Origin of the sequence: Winogradskyella maritima (assembly GCF_042650215.1) — a bacterium.
Classification (GTDB): domain Bacteria; phylum Bacteroidota; class Bacteroidia; order Flavobacteriales; family Flavobacteriaceae; genus Winogradskyella; species Winogradskyella maritima.
In genome coordinates, this window is the sequence record NZ_JBHSAT010000002.1 from 19942 (window position 1) to 38281 (window position 18340).

The following is an 18340-nucleotide window of genomic DNA, read 5'->3' on the forward strand; positions in this document are numbered from 1 at the left end:
CCTACTAAAACGCTCCTTGACCCCAAATCAGGAGCGTTTTTATTTATGATAGTTTTTGAAGTAAGTCTGAAAGGCTCAATGTAGATTGTTCGCCAGAAGCCATATTTTTTAATGTGAAGTTTGAAGCTTCTAACTCCTGCTCACCAACCAATACCACATAAGGAATGTTACGACGGTTAGCATGATTCATCTGCTTTTTCATTTTGGCATCATCAGGATAGAGTTCGGCTTTAACGCCTTTTTCACGTAAAGCTTTAATCGCCTTTAAACAGCCCATAGCTTCTTTACTTCCAAAATTAATGAAGAGCACTTTGGTTTGTTCTGAAACAGTTTCAGGAAAGAGTCCTAATTCTTCCAAAACCAGATAGATTCTGTCCAACCCAAAACTAATACCAACGCCACTCATGTTTTTCAGTCCAAAGATGCCCGTTAAATCATCGTAGCGACCACCGCCACCTATAGAACCCATCTTTACGCCCTCCGGTGCAGACACTTCAAAAATAGCGCCTGTGTAATAATTGAGACCTCTTGCCAAGGTGACATCCAATTGAAGCTTCGCAGTTTTAAGTCCTAAAGTTTCAATGGCATCACTGATAAATTGTAATTCCTCAATACCTTTTTGGCCGATGTCTGAAGTAGCTAAAATTGATTTTAAACTTTCCACCTGACTAGAAAAATCGCCAGATAATGCAAACAGAGGCTGTAAATTTTCAATGCCGGCTTCCGAAATACCTTTATTGCGCATTTCTTGTTTGACCTTCTCCTCGCCTATCTTATCTAATTTATCAAGAGCCACCGTAAAATCAATGAGCTTATCTTGGGCACCAATGACTTCAGCGATTCCAGATAATATCTTTCGGTTATTGATTTTAATGGTAACGCCTTCTAATCGAAGACTTGTAAACACGGCATCATATAATTGTATAAACTCCACTTCTTGCAAAAGTGAGGTTGAACCTACGACATCCGCATCACACTGAAAGAACTCTCTAAAACGACCTTTCTGCGGGCGGTCGGCTCGCCAAACGGGTTGTATTTGATAACGTTTAAACGGAAACTCAATATCGTTTTGGTGCTGTACTACGTATCGGGCAAAAGGAACGGTAAGGTCGTAGCGAAGGGCTTTTTCGGAAATGCTAGAAACTATCTTATTTGAAGACTCTCTAATATATTTATCCAATATTTCTTTTACTAATAAACCCGTATATGAATATGACAGATTTTTATTTTCTCCAAAATTTGACTCGTAAAAAGCTCTAGAAAGCTTTAACAATATATAACTCTTGCGAAAGCCAAAGAGTTCATAATCTTGATCTTGAAATATTTTCCATTCGTTTATCAATTCCATAAAACCTTGCTCATCTCTTTCAAATAATGAATTGAGATCATTTTGGGCTTTAAGGTGTTTCAAAAGTCTTTCATATCCGTCCCTAATCAAGTTTTGAATTCGAATAATATTTAGATAAAAAGTTTCATCAACACCTTTCAAATACTCGCCACTATTCAAAATCTTAAAAATCAATCGATCGCCTTCATCGCCATATTTGCCCATTAAAGTATCAGAATGTTCAAAACTTGGGGTTTCAATTGGTTGAAATCCGAATAACTGAAACTGACTTTTTATGGTATCGATGATGTAGTTTCGTTTTGAAACTTCTTCAGAATTAAAATCTCTCGTGCCTTTTGGTATGCTTGGTTTTTGTGCCATGTTTACTTCCCCGTCCCGAAGCGTCGGGAGCAGGAATCTATTTTTTAATTTTAAATATAAATAGTCATTGTCGCGTCGAGGTTCCTCGAGATGCATAGCTACTATCTTGTGGGATTTCTCGACCACGCTCGAAATGACGGATGTAATTCGATGCGTAAATAGGAAATCAATCACAAAAATATTATAATTTTTAGTGGCTGTCTTAAGTAATTTCATTTTTATGGTAACTTTATGGCGCTTCGGTAGTCTTATAGCAAAACGAAGCTAACTCTAGAGATACCAACTATGTTTTCACTTGTAAAGGAGAATATTAAAATTGCCTTTGGCTCTATTAAAAGTCAACTGTTGCGAACCATATTAACCGTACTTATTATTGCCATAGGTATTATGGCTTTGGTCGGTATTCTTAGTGGGGTCGCGGCCTTGGAAAATACCATATCTAGCGACTTTTCGTCAATGGGTGCCAACACCTTTAACCTGCAGCGTTATGAATTTACGGCACAACGACAAAGTGGTAGAGAGCGCCAAAAGGTCAATCCTGTAATTACCTACAGAAATGTAAAGGAGTTTGAAGACAATTATAGCTTTCCGTTTACCAAAACTTCAATTGCCTTTACTGGCACCCGTACAGCCGAAATTAAATATGGGAACGAAAAAACAGACCCTGAAGTGACGGTTTTAGGGGCTAATGAAAACTTTCTTCAAAATTCTGGGTTGGAGCTTGAAGATGGTCGTGGCCTCAATTTCTTTGATGTACAAAACAATAATGCCGTCTGTGTTATTGGTAGCGATTTGGTCAAAGCATTGTTTGAAGATGTTAATCCGCTGAACAAAACCATTAGCGTTAGAGGCTCTAAATTTAAGATTATCGGTTATCTCGAAGAGAAAGGCGCGACGTTTGGAAACAAGCAGGATTTACGAGTGATTATCCCCATTCAGAAAGCGCGATCTATTTTTACCAACCCGTTTATCAATTATAATCTTAGTGTAAAAGTGGATAAGAAGGATATGCTCGAAGGTGCACAGGAAGATGCCATTCTCACCTTTAGAAACATACGAGGACTGAATCCTGTAGAAGAGAATAACTTTGGCATTGAGCGCAGTGATGACTTAATCAATAGAATAGGGAGCATCTCTAGCTACCTCTATATTGCGGCCTGGATTATTAGTATCATAACCATCTTCGGATCCACTATTGCTCTAATGAATATTATGTTGGTTTCAGTTTCTGAACGTACTCGTGAAATCGGCGTACGAAAATCATTGGGTGCGAAGCGCAAAACGATTGCTTTTCAGTTTTTTATGGAAACTGTGATTATCGGACAATTGGGTGGTATTCTTGGAATACTACTTGGAATTCTTATTGGTTGGGGAATTTCTAAAGCGTTTGACCTAAGTTTTTCCACACCGTGGTTCGCCATGATTTGGGCAACGAGTATTGCATTTATTGTTGCGGTAGTTTCTGGGGTTTATCCTGCTACGAAGGCGGCGAAGTTAGATCCAGTTGAATCACTTAGATATGAATAAAGTTGCTATTTTTTTTAATAATCTAAATCGATTTTTTCGCAATCTATTATTAGATGATGTCGATAAGGTTCATGATAGACCTTTACCATATCATAGAAAATTTGGATCTGTAGAGCAAAAAAAGGCTAAACTAAAAGCCAAAAGAGAAATTGAACAAATACAGCAAAATCGAGGAATTTTTTAGTTCTGTATCATCTTATCAAAATACTCAAACAACTCCCCTTTTGTAATGTTTCCGCCTTGTTGAATTAATGCAAACTTGTCCTTGTTTTTATCATCTGTATAGGCTTTTTCGGCATTAAACAACTCAAGTTCGTCAGACATTAGGTTTTCTTGTAACCACTTAAAGCCTTCACGCGTAGCGAGATTTATCTCTTCTCTATTATTCAATTTTAAAGCAATAAGACGCATTTTGGTTTCTTCAATCTTAAACAAATGAATCTGCTGTGGCGAAAAATGCTCAATGTATTTTACTTGACCCAAAACACCTTCCCAAACCAAGTCACTAAAGACATCGAGTTCTTGCTCGGCGACTTCGGGTGTATTGGCTTTAATATCTTTCCATTCATCGGCCGTGATGGATTGTGTAGCCAAAAAATTGATAAATTCTTGATGCAGTTCTTCAAACTGTTCTTTTGATAATCTTGCGTATTTCATCACAAAGCATTTGTCATTCCGTACTCAATGCGGAATCTTTATTTAAATTCGTTTTAATTCTTAATCTTTAAAGCCTCAGCCACCGCAAACGGCCTGTCAGTCGCCATTACATCTATACCTAAGGCAAACCACTTATTGTAAAATTCATTTCCATTGGCTTCAGCACTTTTATCTAAGTTGCCTAAGGAGCCTAGCATCGTTAAAATACCTTTATCATGCAAAGCATCAAACAAAGCTTTGTCTGATAGACGTGTCCCAGTGAAAGCAATCATATTTTCGGTTGGAATGCCTGAATCCATAAGCCACTGAAACTCCTTCATATTACGTGCTGAAACCGAGAGCATTAATTCTGGTGCCAATTCATAGGCCGATTGTGACTGCTCTAAATCATAGGTTATAATGATACTCGTATCTTCTGCTTCGGCCTTTCTGATAGCGTTAATCACTGTTTCTTGACTTACACTACGCTTTATATCTACCGTTAATACAACATTATTGGTTTTGCTCCAGTTTAAAACATCCTCAAAGGTTGAGATTTTAAAATCGGTAACATTACCATAATCATCCCTTAAATTTAATTGCAACAATTCAGCATAGGTAAAATCGCTTAATCTTCCTGTTCCCGTTGTGGTTCGGTCGATACTATTGTCGTGCATTAAAACGAGGACGGAATCCTTGGTTTGTGCAACATCAATTTCGTAAACGGCGTAGATGCTGTCGTTAACGTACTTTAAAGTTTCAAGGCAATTCTCTGGATAATTGACCAAGCCTTTTCCACCGCGATGCACGGAGATTTTTGGAAGCTTGTCGTTTCCGTATCTGAATGTTTTAAGCAAAGCCGAGGCTTCTTTTTCAGGTGTTGCTAGGGCTTCCGGCTGGTCGACCGATTTCTTACAGCCAACTACTAATAAAAAGATTAAGGCGAATTTAAATAGCTTCATTATAATTTCCTTCATAGAAAAATGTTTTTCAAATTGTGTTCAGACCTGTCAGGTTTCGAAAACCTTACAGGTCGAGTTTTGTTTTATGCTTTTACAGCTAAATAAGCAATGCTATGTTTTTCCTCGTTGACGGGTATTTTTCAAATTCAAGTTTATAAAAAAACCGTCTAGAAAGTCTAAACGGTTTTTAAAATAGTTCAAAATAAGAGATTAAGCTTCAGCGATAACTTCAAAAGTTAAATCTACATTCACTTCTCTGTGTAATCTTATTTCAGCATCGTACTGACCTAAACGCTTAATGTTTCCACCTTGAATAGAAATAAATTTCTTTTCAATTTCGTGACCCTCTTTACGTAAAGCTTCAGCCAAGTCCATAGTGGTAATTGAACCAAATAACTTGTCTCCGGCTGTTGCACCTGCGCCAGCTTTTGCTGTAATTTTAATATCTAAACCTTTGATGGCTTCAGCTGTTTTTTCAGCATCTGCAATAACAGTTTTTTCTTTATGTGCGCGTTGTTTCAAGTTCTCAGCCAATACTTTTTTAGCTGACGCTGTTGCCATAACAGCTTGTCCTTGAGGAATTAAAAAGTTTCTACCATAACCGTTCTTAACTGTTACAATATCGTCTTTAAATCCTAAATTCTCAACGTCTTGTTTTAATATAAGTTCCATGTTATGAGTATTTTATTTTAATAAATCAGCAACGTAAGGCATAAGTGCTAAGTGTCTAGCTCTTTTTACGGCTACTGAAACTTTTCTTTGGTACTTTAAAGAAGTTCCGGTTAATCGTCTTGGTAACAATTTACCTTGCTCGTTTACAAAGCCTAATAACCAATCTGGGTCTTTATAATCGACATATTTAATTCCAGACTTTTTAAAGCGACAGTACTTTTGCTTCTTAGTCGTTTCTATGTTTAACGGCGTTAAATATCTGATTTCGCCGTCTTTCTTTCCTTTTGCTTGTTGTTCAATTGAAGACATAATTACGCTTTTTGTTTGTTTTTCTCTCTTCTTCTCTCAGCCCAAGCAATTGCATGCTTGTCTAATCTTACAGTTAAGTAACGCATAAAACGCTCATCACGTCTAAACTCTACTTCTAAAGGTCCGATGACTTCACCTGGCACGGTGTACTCAAATAAGTGGTAGAAACCACTTTTTTTGTTTTGGATTGGATAGGCTAATTTCTTTAGTCCCCAATCTTCCTTGGCAATCATCTTAGCTCCTCTAGAAACAAGAAAGTCTTCGTATTTCTTCACTGTTTCCTTTATCTGGTCATCAGATAAAACGGGATTTAAGATGAAAACAGTTTCATAATGATTCATAAAAAATTGTTTTTTGTTGTTAAAACGGGTGCAAAAATACGCATTATATCCTATTCTACAAGTGTTATAGCGATTTTATTTATGTGAAATTGCCAGAAGGTTTTAAGAGATTTGGCCTCCTCTAAAAGCAAGCAATTCCAACCACAGAATCCTAGACCCATAAATATAAGAAGACGTACAAAATTACGAAGAGCAAATACTCGTCTAAAATGCACACTATGAGCCTCAAACACCCTAAACCATTGATTAATTGAACAAAACTATCGTAGGAATTTAACGGCAAAGCAAATGTTAAAATTAACACTTTGTCGGTATTTTTTGTTTTTTAACCGAAATATTCGTACTATTGTCGATATCTTAACCTAAAAATGTAAATGTTATGACTTTAAACTGTGTCGTTGTAGACGATTCTGCTATCCAACGCCTCTCTATCGTAAAGTTAATTGAAAATCATTCTTCACTTAACCTTATTGCCGAGTACAGTAGTGCATTGGAGACTAAGAATGGTCTCAACACCCACAAGGTCGACCTTATCTTCCTAGATATTGAAATGCCAGTCCTGAATGGATTTGAGCTCCTTGACGTCCTTAACAACAAACCCCAAATCATCTTTGTAACCGGTAAAACCGAATATGCTTTCAAAGCTTTTAATTACGACGCTACCGATTACCTTCAAAAACCAATTACCAAAGAGCGTTTTAACACCGCAGTTGAAAAAGCTATTGAGCAACACAAACTGAAGCTTGATTTTAATGAAGCTGACGGCGAACACATCTTTGTAAAAAGTAACCTTAAGAAACGTAAGGTATATATTAAAGACATTAAATGGATTGAAGCACTTGGTGACTACGTAAAAGTTGTTACCGAGGAAAATAGCCTTGTTGTATTATCTACAATGAAAGCGTTTGAAAAAGAACTACCAGAAGGTAAGTTTTTACGAATCCATAAATCATACATCGTAAATCTCGATAAAATTGACCGCTTTAACAGCAAGAATGTTGAAGTCGGCGCCTACGAAATTCCGTTGAGTCGAAATAAAAAGACCCAACTCGTAGATGCACTAAATAATATGTAAAGATTCCGTTGGTTAAGATACGGACAACACCGCACCTAACTAATAGTTGTCCACGTCAATAATTACCCTAACTGACCTAAATTCTTTAACACTTTGGAAGCTATTGTGAATTTTCATAATAGCTTCTTTGGTTTGAAGTAGTGACTGCTTCGGTGGAATTTTCAACAAGATATTTTTAAGGTATAAATTCCTGATACGAGATACTGGTGGAAATTCTGGTCCCAGCACATTATATTTGAAGACCTGCTTTAACGACTTTGCATACCAGTCTGAAGCTGTATTGACACGATTGTAATCCTTATGCTTCAAGGTAATTTTGATAATCCTAAAAACTGGAGGATATTTAAAATTATGCCTGTCGTCCAACTGCTCCTTAAACATCGTTTCATAATCGTTGGTAGAGACTTGTTGCAAAATATTATGGTGCGGATTGTAACTCTGAATAATCACTTTGCCTCGTAAATCTGTTCGTCCTGCCCTACCCGATACTTGAGCCATTAACTGATAACTACGTTCATGCGCCCTAAAATCTGGGAAGTTGAGTAAGTTGTCGGCATTCATAATCCCTACGAGTTTAACATGTCTAAAATCCAGCCCTTTGGTCAACATCTGTGTCCCGACTAATATATCAACCTCGCGCTGTTCAAAAGCATTAATGATTTTTTCAAAACCGTATTTTCCTCGAGTCGTATCCAAGTCCATCCGCCCCACGGCTTTATCCGGAAACAACACCTTGACCTCCTCCTCTATCTGCTCCGTACCAAAACCTTTTGTGTCTAAAGTCACATTCCCACAAGCCTCGCAAGATTTTGGCATTATCGAGTTATAGCCACAATAATGGCAACGCAGTTGGTCACGATACTGATGGTAGGTTAAACTCACATCGCAATTGGGACATTGAGGCGAATGTCCGCAAGTTGTACATTCTATGATTGGTGAAAACCCACGTCTATTCTGAAATAATATAATTTGAAAACCTTGCTCCAATGTTTCAGCCATTTCTTCGATGAGGCGGTCGCTGAAGTGGCCTTTCATTCGTTTGCGCTTGTACTTGTCAGCTAAATCAACAAGTTCAATTTCGGGCATGAGAATATTATTAAAACGTGTTTTTAATTCCACAAAACCGTACTTATTGCGTTTGGCATTGTAGTAGGATTCTAAACTTGGTGTTGCAGAACCTAAGAGTGTTTTTGCTCCAAAAAGATTGGCCAATACAATGGACGCATCACGAGCATGATAACGAGGCGCTGGGTCAAATTGTTTATAAGATTGCTCGTGCTCTTCGTCAACAATAATTAATCCCAAATTCTTGAAAGGCAACAACAACGACGAGCGCGCCCCGATGATAACCTTGGCCTTGTTAGATTCCGCCAACATATTGTTCCACACCTCAACACGCTCATTACCCGAATAGCGACTATGAAACACCGCCACCTGTTCGCCAAAATAATCCTGAAGGCGTTGTACCAACTGTGTCGTCAATGCAATTTCGGGCAATAGATATAAAGTTTGTTTATTCTGAAGCAATTGCTCTTCAATCAATTTTACGTAAATCTCAGTCTTACCAGAAGCCGTAACGCCATGAAGTAAAACCACGGATTTATTTTCAAATTGAGATTTAATGGATTTTAGAGCTTCCAACTGCGCCTCATTCAAATCTTTAGAGTCTGAATTTGAATCGCCTTCAAACGTGTTTCTATCTATTTGAATGTGGTATTCTTCCAAAACCAGTTTATCAACCAGGGCTTTAATAATGGCATTTGAAGCCCCACTTTCCTTAGCCAAATCTGAAACCTTGATAGGTTTTTTCAAACTGGCTTCCATAGAAAATAAGGTTAGGATGACTTGGCGTTGTTTAGGTGCTCTACTCAGCAATTCTAACAGTTCTTGTAATTTTTCTTCCGATGAATGGTTGGGATGTAATTTGACGTAGCGCACCAATTTTGGCGTGTACTTTTCATATAATTCCTCTTGAAGATGTACGACGGATTTTTCGACCAAAGACTTGATGACCGGCAGTACTTTCTTCTTATCCAGAATATTGGAAATGTCATCAATTTTCAAGGATGACTGATGTTGCAGAGCTTCGTAAATCAGAAATTCATCATCTTGCAACTGCATCTCATCCACCTCAGCGTTGGTATTGGCGTGGATGACGGTTTCACTTTCCAACAAAAACGCATTTGGTAAGGACGCCCGCATTACTTCGCCCAAACTGCACAAATAATAGCTCGCAATCCATTGCCAGTGTTGTAATTGCTGTTCTGTAACAATAGGCGATTCATCTAAAATCTGATGGATGGTTTTGGCCTCATAAGCCGTTGGCGGATTGTTGTGAACCACCAACACCAGTGCGGTGTAGATTTTACTTTTTCCGAAGGGAACAGCAACCCTAATCCCAGGTTTTAGAACCTGTGACTCAGCTTCCGTAATGTGATAGGTAAACGCTTTTTGAAGCGGAATGGGAAGTATGACATCGATAAAATGGGCCATTACTTAACGCGTTTCCAATATTGTGTTTTGTAGAAAAACGCCACGTAACCACGGACTTGGAGCTCATCTGGATTGTCTTCTAACTTTAATCTGCATTTGTAGGATTTTCCGTTACTTGGATTTAAAATAGTTCCACCGTCGTAAACCTCGTCATTTTGAGACAGCCCTTCGATGATTTCCATACCTACTATTGGTTTGTCTTTATTTTTTCCAGAGCATTCTGAACAGACTGGATTTTGAGATTTAGCGTTCAAAACCTCAACAATTTTCCCATAAATTTTTCCGTCACGCTCAAAGATTTTCACAACGGACTTGGCCTGCCCCGTTTCATCATCAATCGTTTTCCATGTGCCAATAATACTTTGGGCGTTTAAAGTCGACATGAATAAGAAAAAACAAAGTATTTGTAGGTGTTTCATTCTTTGGAGTTTGATTTATGTAAATAACGCAAGGAGGCATTCAATTCATATCCGAGCAATAGGATATTTGCATTCAACCAAAGGTAAAACAAGAGAATTAACAAAGCACCGATAGAGCCATATAATTCGTTATAGTTTGAAAAATTATTCACATAAATCCCGAAAAGGTAGGACGTCAGCATTATCAAAACGGTGGTAAATAGGGCGCCAATAGAGAAAAATCTTGAATCACGTCCTTCCTTAGTGCCAAAATAATAAAGCGTTGCCGTTACCAAATAGGTCATAACGACGAAGAACACATACTTAGCGAAAATAACCCATGGCAATGCCGAATCGGCATCGAGCACACTTTCGCCAACAAAACGCTCATATAAAGGTTGTATAACGAAAATCTGAAAATATCCAAAGACAGCCACAGTAAACAATAATAGGATTGCCAATATAAGTGCTACCCCCATCGCAAAGATGTATTGTTTAATAGGATTACGAACCAATTGTTGATGGTAAGACGTTTCAAATCCTGAAAACACAGCACTAACACCGTTAGCCATTAAAACCACAGAAAGTACAAAAACACCAGATATAAGCCCACCTCCCTTATTACTGTTGATATTTTGAAAAATATTTTCAAAGAAAAAATCAGATGTTTGAGGCGGTAAAATGGAATTTAGAAAATCCATAAAATCAGCCTGAAACGTGTCAATGGGAATATAGGGTATGACAATGATTATAAATAACAGAAAAGGAAAAATGGCTACGAAAAAACTGAAGGCAATGGCACTCGCCCTTGTGGTTAAAGTACCTTTTATTATTCCTAATCCATACAGTTTCAGCAAATCCCAAACCGAAAGTCCTTCCAGCCCAGGAAGTTTCATGGCTTTAGAAAACTCAACCACCCTATTTATCACAGGTATTCTAGCGAGTTTTTCTTCTATGGTTTTGGACATGTTTTATTGTTTGGCTGGTTGTGGTTTGTTGTTTAGTTGAGAGCGTCAACTCTATTAACAAGAATAGCAAGTTAAAACTTTACACTAACTAAACTGCTTTCAAGCTCAAATCCAGATTATAGACCGAATGTGTTAATGCGCCAGACGAAATATAATCTACACCACATTCGGCATAAAGTCGCACTGTATTTTCATTAATGCCTCCAGAGGATTCTGTTAAACACTGGTCGCCAATCATAGCTACTGCTTTTCGAGTGTCTTCATAATTAAAATTGTCAATTAGAATACGATATACACCGCCACAGTCTAGAATCTTTCGGATTTCATCAAGGTTTCTGGCTTCCACGATGATTTTTAAATCACGACCCGTGTCTTTTAAATAAGCTTTTGTTTTTTCAATAGCTTCAGCTACGCCATCTGCAAAATCGATATGATTGTCTTTAAGCATAATCATATCATACAAAGCGAATCTGTGATTCTCTCCACCTCCGATTTTAACTGCCAATTTTTCTAAAGCACGAATACCAGGTGTTGTTTTTCGGGTATCGAGTATTTTAGTGTCCGTACCTTCTAGCAACTTCACAAATTTATTCGTCTTTGTAGCAATAGCGCTCATGCGTTGCATAGCATTCAACACCAAACGTTCAGCTTTTAAAATGGATTGTGACGCACCCTCTACATAAAAAGCGATGTCACCGTATTTCACTTCGTTTCCGTCTTCAATCAGAGTTTCAACAGTCATGTCTTTATCCACATAAGCAAAGACTTGCTTGGCAAATTCTACGCCAGCCAAAATACCGTCGTCTTTCACCAATAACTTCGCTTTACCTTGGGCATCCGCTGGGATACACGCCAAAGAACTATGGTCGCCATCACCGACATCCTCACGGATAGCGTTGGCTATTATGATATCTATTTCGTTCTGAAATTGTGCTTTTGAAATCATACACTCTTATTTCATGTAAAAATAACCATTGTTTTGGGAATTTGTAATTTTACATTATGCAAATCACCCTACTTACTATCGGGAAGACCGACAATAAAAACCTCATTCAACTCATCGATGATTATAGTCATCGTTTGGAGCATTACATAAAGTTTCAGTTTGATATGATTCCCGATTTAAAAAAAGTGAAGCATCTGTCTGAAGCCCAGCAAAGAGAGAAGGAAGGTCAATTAATTTTAGACAAAACGAGCACTTCAGATGTTTTAATTCTGCTTGATGAAAACGGGAAACAACTAGATTCTGTGGCCTTTGCCAATTATCTTCAAAAGCATATGAATTCTGGCATCAAAAATCTCATTTTTGTCATTGGTGGTCCTTATGGTTTTTCGGATGCGGTGTACCAACGCGCCAATGGGAAACTGAGTCTCTCTAAAATGACGTTTTCCCACCAAATGGTGCGTTTATTTTTTATAGAACAACTCTATCGTGGATTTACGATTTTAAAAAATGAGCCATACCATCACCGCTAAAAACGTTAAGTCTTTGCTAAATCACGAAAGCTTTTAACCAATCTTCCGTCCAAGGCACTATGAACACTCCAACTAAAGACTTAATTATCTTCGATGGCGAATGCAATTTGTGCAACGGCGTTGTTGGGCAACTTTTAAAGATTGCACCCAAAGACCATTTTCAGTTTGTGGCGTTTCAATCGGATTATGGCCAAGAATTACTAACCGAATACGGTTTCCCTACCGATGATTTAGAAACGGTAATACTTATTGATGAGACGGGCGTGAATACACACTCGGACGGTTTTTTGAGAATCATCTCTAAAATCCCACAACTCAAATTGGTAGCATCCCTATTAGCATTCATCCCGAAAATGATTAGAGACTATATTTATAAAACAGCCTCTCGCAAACGCTTGGAGTGGTTTGGGAGTTCTAGTAGCTGTACGGTCGATTACAGATAATTAATCCACATAAGACCCAATCCACCCATCAATTTTATTTTCTAACAATTGTAATGGAATACAACCAGTTTCCAACACTTGATTGTGGTATTCTCTAATATCAAATTTATCGCCTAATTGTTCTGAAGCACGTTCACGAAGTTCAATCAATTTTAATTGTCCGATTTTATAGGATAAGGCTTGACCAGGATTTGCCATGTACCTCTCAATCTCACTGGTAATACTACTTTCTTCCATCGCTTCGTTTTCCAACGAATATTGAATCGCCTGCTCTCGTGTCCAACCTTTGCTATGCAAACCAGTATCCACTACCAAACGAATTGCTCTATGAATTTCCTGACTCAGCATTCCAAAATATTGATACGGGTCTTTAAAAAGTCCCAGCTCCTTACCCATTGATTCGGCATATAAGGCCCAGCCCTCGCCATAAGAAGAATACCACAATGTTTTTCTGAATTTTGGTAATTCATTACTTTCCTGTTGCAACGAAATTTGATAATGGTGTCCTGGAATCGCTTCATGTAGAAACAAGCTTTCTTTATCAAAAATATTATAGGTCTCAACATCTGGTATTGGCGTAAAGAAAATGCCCGGACGGGTGCCATCCAACGACCCCGGATTATAATTGGCTGCGGCGGACTTTTCTCTAAAAGGTTCTGTTCTTCTAACTTCAAAAGCCGTGACGGGTTGCTTATCAAATAATCGGTCTATTTGAGGTTTCATGGCATCGTGGATACTATCATAAAACGCAATAACTTGAGAACGCTCGGTAAAAGGCATCAGTTCCTTTTTTGTTCTTACATGGTCGAAAAAAGCATTTAAATCGCCTTCAAACCCGACTTCCTGCTTTACTTTTTCCATTTCGGAACGGATTCGGGCTACCTCGCTCAATCCTAACTTATGAATCTCATCTGCCGTCATATCAGTTGTGGTGTACAACTTAATCTGGTGTGCATAATAGGCATCACCAAGTGGTGTGGCATTGATACCACTAGAGGTTCGGCCTTTGGCCATATATTCATTCTGAAGAAAATCAACCATCTTTTGATGCGCTGGTATTACCTTGTCTTCAACCATAGCGGTATACGCCGTTTTTATTTGCGTCTTCTCTTCGTCTGAAAAATCACCGGACAATTTGGCTACGGGCGAAAAGTATAAATGTTTTTCAACAGGGCCTTTGGCTAAGGTTTCAAACTGCGGGATGGTTTTTTTAATCAAGGGTTGTGGCAACACATAACCTTCTTCCATGCCCTGTTTCATATTATCGATGGCATTATCTAACCATACTAAATAATTATCGACACGGGTCAACCATTCATTATAGTCTTCAACAGTTTCAAAAGGCTGGGCGTTGGTGGCCGACGCGAATTGATTAAAGTCTAAATTCATGGACCACATTTGGTCGACTGGCATCAAATCCTTTTTAAAGGTCATGGCTTCGAGATTGATATCGCAATCCCATTCCAATACCTCGAGACTCAATTTTTCTGTGTTGCTAAGGTTTTCTGTGTCTATTTCAGAAATCAGTTGCTTGTACTTGGTGTAATAGGCCTTCTTTTTGGCTTTATAGTCGTCTGATAAAACATTCGGAAATTCCGTATCAAATCGATTATCTCCCGCACGCGTAGCAGTCATCGGGTTCAATGCATAGCCTTCTTCACTATAATCGCTTAACATGGTTTGAAGCTGTTCTGAAGCTTCAGTAGATGTAGTAGTAGTTTCTGCTGTTTTGTCGTCCTTACAAGACCAAAGGACACATACACTAAGACATAAGATGGCGAACTTCTTCATGGGAAAGGTTTTGATTAGTCCCTAAAGATAGTGTAATTGTAAAATAGTCTTTTAAAATTTTGTCTGTAAAAACGTAATTAGGAAGCAAACTTCGCTAATTCCAAATCATTGATTGCGCCGTGCGAAGCATGTGCCACTGCAACTCCATTTTTTATTATCAGAAGCTGAGGCGATTGGTGTAGAACTTGAAATTTATACCCAACTTCATTAGACACGTCTCTGTGATTCAACAAATCGAGATAATACAAATCGATATTGGTCTCTTCCAAATTGTAAAATTCCACAAACTGATTAATGACCATTCTGCTGATACCACAACGTGTAGAATGTTTGAAAATAACTTGGGTTTTTGTTTTCGATTTTTCGGCAATGGCATCCAATTGTTCAAGCGTCGTCAATGGTATCCAAGGCAGTACTTTTTCTTCTTTTGGTTCTGATGAACCACTAAATAGTTTATTAAAAATCCCCATTCGTTATCTTCAAATTTAAAGTCAATATAAAGGTAGTCTAATCCGAATTCAATTCCTTACAGACTGACGAAAAGTCATTATAAAACAAGGCTTAACAGACATTTTGTCTTATAAAATGCATTGGTAAGGTAATTGCTTTTTAAAGGGAAAACACAACGAAAAAAAATCGCCACGAGCGATGATAAAAAACATATAGAATGAATTTTAATAATTATACCATTAAATCCCAAGAAGCCATTCAGCAAGCGCAACAGCTTGCGCAGGGCTTTGAACATCAACAGATTGAAAATGAGCACTTATTTAAGGCGCTTATGACGGTTGATGAGCACGTCATTCCTTTTCTATTGAAGAAATTGAATGTTAATGTTTCACTTTTGGAACAGATTTTAGACAAAGAACTACAGAGCTTTCCAAAGGTTTCTGGCGGACAACTCATGCTTTCTCAAAAAGCTGGAACAACGTTGAACGAAGCCTCCAACCTTGCAAAATCAATGAATGATGATTATGTATCGGTGGAGCATTTAGTACTTGGCATTTTTAAGAGTAAAAGTAAGATTGCCCAAATTTTAAAAGACCAAGGTGTTACCGAAAAAGGCTTGAAATCCGCCATCGAGGAATTACGAAAAGGTGACCGTGTAACATCTCAAAGTCAGGAAGAAACCTATAATTCCTTAAATAAATACGCAAAAAACCTCAATGCTTTGGCCAAAGACGGGAAGTTAGACCCTGTCATTGGTCGTGATGAGGAAATTCGTAGAATTCTTCAGATTTTGTCGAGACGAACAAAAAACAACCCTATTTTAGTAGGCGAACCTGGAACAGGAAAAACCGCCATTGCGGAAGGTTTAGCACATCGAATTATTGATGGTGACATCCCTGAAAACCTCAAGGATAAGCAAATTTACGCTTTAGATATGGGAGCACTAATCGCTGGTGCCAAGTACAAAGGTGAGTTTGAAGAGCGTCTAAAAGCCGTTATTAAGGAAGTGACGACTAGCGATGGTGACATCGTGTTATTTATTGACGAAATCCATACGCTCGTTGGCGCCGGTGGTGGCCAAGGTGCCATGGACGCGGCCAACATCCTAAAGCCAGCATTGGCTCGTGGAGAACTGAGAGCTATTGGCGCCACAACGTTAGATGAATACCAAAAGTATTTTGAAGCCGACAAAGCCTTAGAGCGTCGTTTTCAGAAAGTGGCGGTACATGAACCCGATGTGGAAAGTGCCATTTCCATCCTTCGTGGTATAAAGGAAAAGTACGAAACACACCATAAGGTTCGAATTAAAGATGAAGCAATTATTGGTGCGGTGGAATTGTCTAATCGTTATATCACGAATCGATTTTTACCAGACAAGGCCATTGACCTTATGGACGAATCTGCTTCTAAACTACGTATGGAAATCAATTCAAAACCCGAAGAATTGGATGTTTTGGACCGAAAAATCATGCAGATTGAAATTGAAATAGAAGCCATTAAGCGCGAAAAAGACGAAGCGAAATTGAAAAATTTAAAGTCCGATTTAGCAAATCTGAAAGAGCAACGCAACGATATCAACGCCAAGTGGAAATCTGAAAAAGAACTCGTCGATAAAGTACAAAGTCTTAAGCAAGATATTGAAAATTATAAAGTTGAAGCAGAACGTGCTGAGCGCGAAGGCAACTATGGTTTGGTCGCCGAAATCCGATATGGTAAGATTAAATCAGCGACTGAAGAGTTAGAAGCACTTCAGAAAACCTTAGCAGAACAGCAGGACACAGCCTTGATTAAAGAGGAAGTGACCTATGAGGATATTGCAGATGTAGTAGCCAAATGGACGGGCATTCCGGTGACCAAGATGATACAAAGTGAACGTGAAAAATTATTAAAACTTGAGGACGAATTGCACAAACGTGTTGTAGGTCAAGAAGAAGCTATTGAAGCAGTTTCTGATGCCGTAAGACGAAGTCGCGCCGGATTGCAAAATCCACAGAAACCGATTGGCTCATTCTTATTCCTAGGTACAACAGGTGTCGGTAAAACCGAATTGGCAAAAGCCCTGGCAGAATATCTTTTCGATGATGAAAATGCCATGACGCGTATTGACATGAGTGAATATCAAGAGCGTCACGCCGTAAGCCGATTGGTCGGTGCGCCTCCAGGATACGTCGGTTATGACGAAGGCGGGCAGTTAACCGAAGCTGTGAGACGCAAACCATATTCTGTAGTATTATTGGATGAGATTGAAAAAGCGCATCCTGATACGTTTAATATCCTCCTTCAAGTTTTAGATGAAGGTCGATTAACAGACAATAAAGGGCGGGTTGCAGATTTTAAGAACACCATTATTATCATGACCTCTAACATGGGAAGTCAGATTATTCAGGAGCGATTTGAATCAACTAAAAATGTCCAAAGCGCGATTGAAGGCGCCAAAGTAGATGTTCTTGCATTGTTAAAGCAAACGGTTCGTCCTGAATTCTTAAACAGAATTGACGACACCATTATGTTTACGCCATTGAGCAAGGAAAATATTGTCGATATCGTAGACCTACAGCTAAAGAGCATCACCAAGATGATTGCCGAGCAAGGTATCACCTTTGATGCTACAGAACAGGCCAAGGCTTATTTAGCGGAGAAAGGCTATAATCCAGAATATGGTGCCAGACCTGTAAAGCGAGTGATTCAGAAAGAAGTTCTGAATCAGTTGAGTAAAGAAATATTAGCTGGAAAAGTAACCACAGACAGCATTATTTTACTCGATGAATTTGACGGACAATTGGTGTTTAGAAATCAAGGTGACCTGATTGTCCAAGAAATTTAAATACCACTGTAACAAAGTGACTTATAAGTAGTCTTTATATTGATTGGTTGGTCCTGCTTTAATCAGCAGGCAAATGGAAGCAACGCGATTATCCTTAGTGGTATGACCGTTGCTTTTTTAGTGTAATACTTTTAGAAAATGATAAAATTGTAGGGCTTTTTGACGAAAACTGTAAACAAGGAATTTAAGAAATGTTAAAGAATTTACCGTTCATCGATTTTATGATTTTTTTCATGCTTTTAGACGATGAAAAGAACAGCTTGTCGT

General features: G+C 38.3%; 18 protein-coding genes. 6 read left to right on the forward strand and 12 right to left on the reverse strand.

Annotation, left to right across the window (positions count from 1 at the left end; genetic code table 11):
- Positions 1–43: 43 nt before the first annotated feature.
- Complete coding sequence (gene hisS, locus ACFOSX_RS00690) at positions 44–1708, reverse strand: histidine--tRNA ligase (RefSeq protein WP_386096161.1); 1665 nt, start codon at positions 1706–1708, stop codon at positions 44–46.
- Positions 1709–1993: 285 nt separating this feature from the next.
- On the opposite strand from hisS, the gene ACFOSX_RS00695 reads away from it, so the two are divergent.
- Both ACFOSX_RS00695 and ACFOSX_RS00700 read left to right on the forward strand, forming a co-directional pair.
- Entirely contained in the window at positions 1994–3235 is a 1242-nt protein-coding gene (locus ACFOSX_RS00695) for an ABC transporter permease (protein WP_386095997.1), read from the forward strand.
- On the forward strand, positions 3228–3419 hold the full coding sequence (locus ACFOSX_RS00700) for a hypothetical protein (protein ID WP_386095999.1): 192 nt from the start codon (positions 3228–3230) through the stop codon (positions 3417–3419). Before ACFOSX_RS00695 ends, ACFOSX_RS00700 begins: the two co-directional genes overlap by 8 nt.
- Here ACFOSX_RS00700 and ACFOSX_RS00705 read toward each other — a convergent pair.
- The 5 genes from ACFOSX_RS00705 to rpsF form a co-directional block, all read right to left on the reverse strand.
- On the reverse strand, positions 3416–3892 hold the full coding sequence (locus tag ACFOSX_RS00705) for a DUF6495 family protein (RefSeq protein ID WP_386096001.1): 477 nt from the start codon (positions 3890–3892) through the stop codon (positions 3416–3418). The genes ACFOSX_RS00700 and ACFOSX_RS00705 overlap by 4 nt on opposite strands.
- 53 nt (positions 3893–3945) lie before the next feature.
- Positions 3946–4848 carry a glycerophosphodiester phosphodiesterase family protein gene (locus ACFOSX_RS00710; RefSeq protein WP_386096003.1) on the reverse strand — a complete coding sequence of 301 codons (903 nt, stop codon included), beginning with the start codon at positions 4846–4848 and terminating at the stop codon, positions 3946–3948.
- Positions 4849–5043: 195 nt separating this feature from the next.
- A complete protein-coding gene (gene rplI / locus ACFOSX_RS00715; RefSeq protein WP_386096005.1) occupies positions 5044–5505 on the reverse strand; it encodes a 50S ribosomal protein L9 in 462 nt (153 codons plus the stop codon).
- Positions 5506–5517: 12 nt separating this feature from the next.
- On the reverse strand, positions 5518–5817 hold the full coding sequence (gene rpsR / locus ACFOSX_RS00720) for a 30S ribosomal protein S18 (RefSeq protein WP_386096163.1): 300 nt from the start codon (positions 5815–5817) through the stop codon (positions 5518–5520).
- Positions 5817–6155 (reverse strand): 30S ribosomal protein S6, encoded by a 339-nt coding sequence (gene rpsF / locus ACFOSX_RS00725; protein ID WP_386096007.1) that lies wholly within the window; start codon positions 6153–6155, stop codon positions 5817–5819. The genes rpsR and rpsF overlap by 1 nt, the downstream gene beginning before the upstream one ends.
- Positions 6156–6534: 379 nt before the next feature.
- On the opposite strand from rpsF, the gene ACFOSX_RS00730 reads away from it, so the two are divergent.
- On the forward strand, positions 6535–7230 hold the full coding sequence (locus tag ACFOSX_RS00730) for a LytR/AlgR family response regulator transcription factor (protein ID WP_386096009.1): 696 nt from the start codon (positions 6535–6537) through the stop codon (positions 7228–7230).
- Between the two features lie 39 nt (positions 7231–7269).
- Here the strand turns inward: ACFOSX_RS00730 and priA are convergent, their stop codons facing one another.
- The 4 genes from priA to nadC all read right to left on the reverse strand — a co-directional run bounded on the left by priA (position 7270) and on the right by nadC (position 12035).
- Positions 7270–9723, reverse strand: coding sequence for a replication restart helicase PriA (gene priA, locus ACFOSX_RS00735; RefSeq protein ID WP_386096011.1), 2454 nt, complete (start codon positions 9721–9723; stop codon positions 7270–7272).
- Complete coding sequence (locus tag ACFOSX_RS00740) at positions 9723–10142, reverse strand: DUF2147 domain-containing protein (protein WP_386096013.1); 420 nt, start codon at positions 10140–10142, stop codon at positions 9723–9725. Before ACFOSX_RS00740 ends, priA begins: the two co-directional genes overlap by 1 nt.
- Positions 10139–11089, reverse strand: coding sequence for a YihY/virulence factor BrkB family protein (locus tag ACFOSX_RS00745; protein WP_386096015.1), 951 nt, complete (start codon positions 11087–11089; stop codon positions 10139–10141). Before ACFOSX_RS00745 ends, ACFOSX_RS00740 begins: the two co-directional genes overlap by 4 nt.
- Before the next feature lie 88 nt (positions 11090–11177).
- The gene (gene nadC, locus ACFOSX_RS00750; protein ID WP_386096017.1) at positions 11178–12035 is read right to left on the reverse strand and encodes a carboxylating nicotinate-nucleotide diphosphorylase; all 858 of its coding nucleotides are present in this window, start codon (positions 12033–12035) and stop codon (positions 11178–11180) included.
- A 56-nt stretch (positions 12036–12091) separates the two neighbouring features.
- Here nadC and rlmH point away from each other — a divergent pair, with 56 nt between their 5' ends.
- Positions 12092–12565 carry a 23S rRNA (pseudouridine(1915)-N(3))-methyltransferase RlmH gene (rlmH, locus tag ACFOSX_RS00755; protein WP_386096019.1) on the forward strand — a complete coding sequence of 158 codons (474 nt, stop codon included), beginning with the start codon at positions 12092–12094 and terminating at the stop codon, positions 12563–12565.
- Between the two features lie 59 nt (positions 12566–12624).
- On the forward strand, positions 12625–13008 hold the full coding sequence (locus ACFOSX_RS00760) for a thiol-disulfide oxidoreductase DCC family protein (protein ID WP_386096021.1): 384 nt from the start codon (positions 12625–12627) through the stop codon (positions 13006–13008).
- Here the strand turns inward: ACFOSX_RS00760 and ACFOSX_RS00765 are convergent, their stop codons facing one another.
- Both ACFOSX_RS00765 and ytxJ read right to left on the reverse strand, forming a co-directional pair.
- Entirely contained in the window at positions 13009–14799 is a 1791-nt protein-coding gene (locus tag ACFOSX_RS00765; protein ID WP_386096023.1) for a DUF885 domain-containing protein, read from the reverse strand. It lies immediately after the preceding gene.
- Positions 14800–14876: 77 nt separating this feature from the next.
- Positions 14877–15269, reverse strand: a complete 393-nt coding sequence (gene ytxJ / locus ACFOSX_RS00770; protein ID WP_386096025.1) for a bacillithiol system redox-active protein YtxJ — start codon at positions 15267–15269, stop codon at positions 14877–14879.
- A gap of 197 nt (positions 15270–15466) precedes the next feature.
- On the opposite strand from ytxJ, the gene clpB reads away from it, so the two are divergent.
- Entirely contained in the window at positions 15467–18073 is a 2607-nt protein-coding gene (gene clpB, locus ACFOSX_RS00775) for an ATP-dependent chaperone ClpB (protein ID WP_386096027.1), read from the forward strand.
- The last annotated feature ends 267 nt before the right edge of the window (positions 18074–18340 follow it).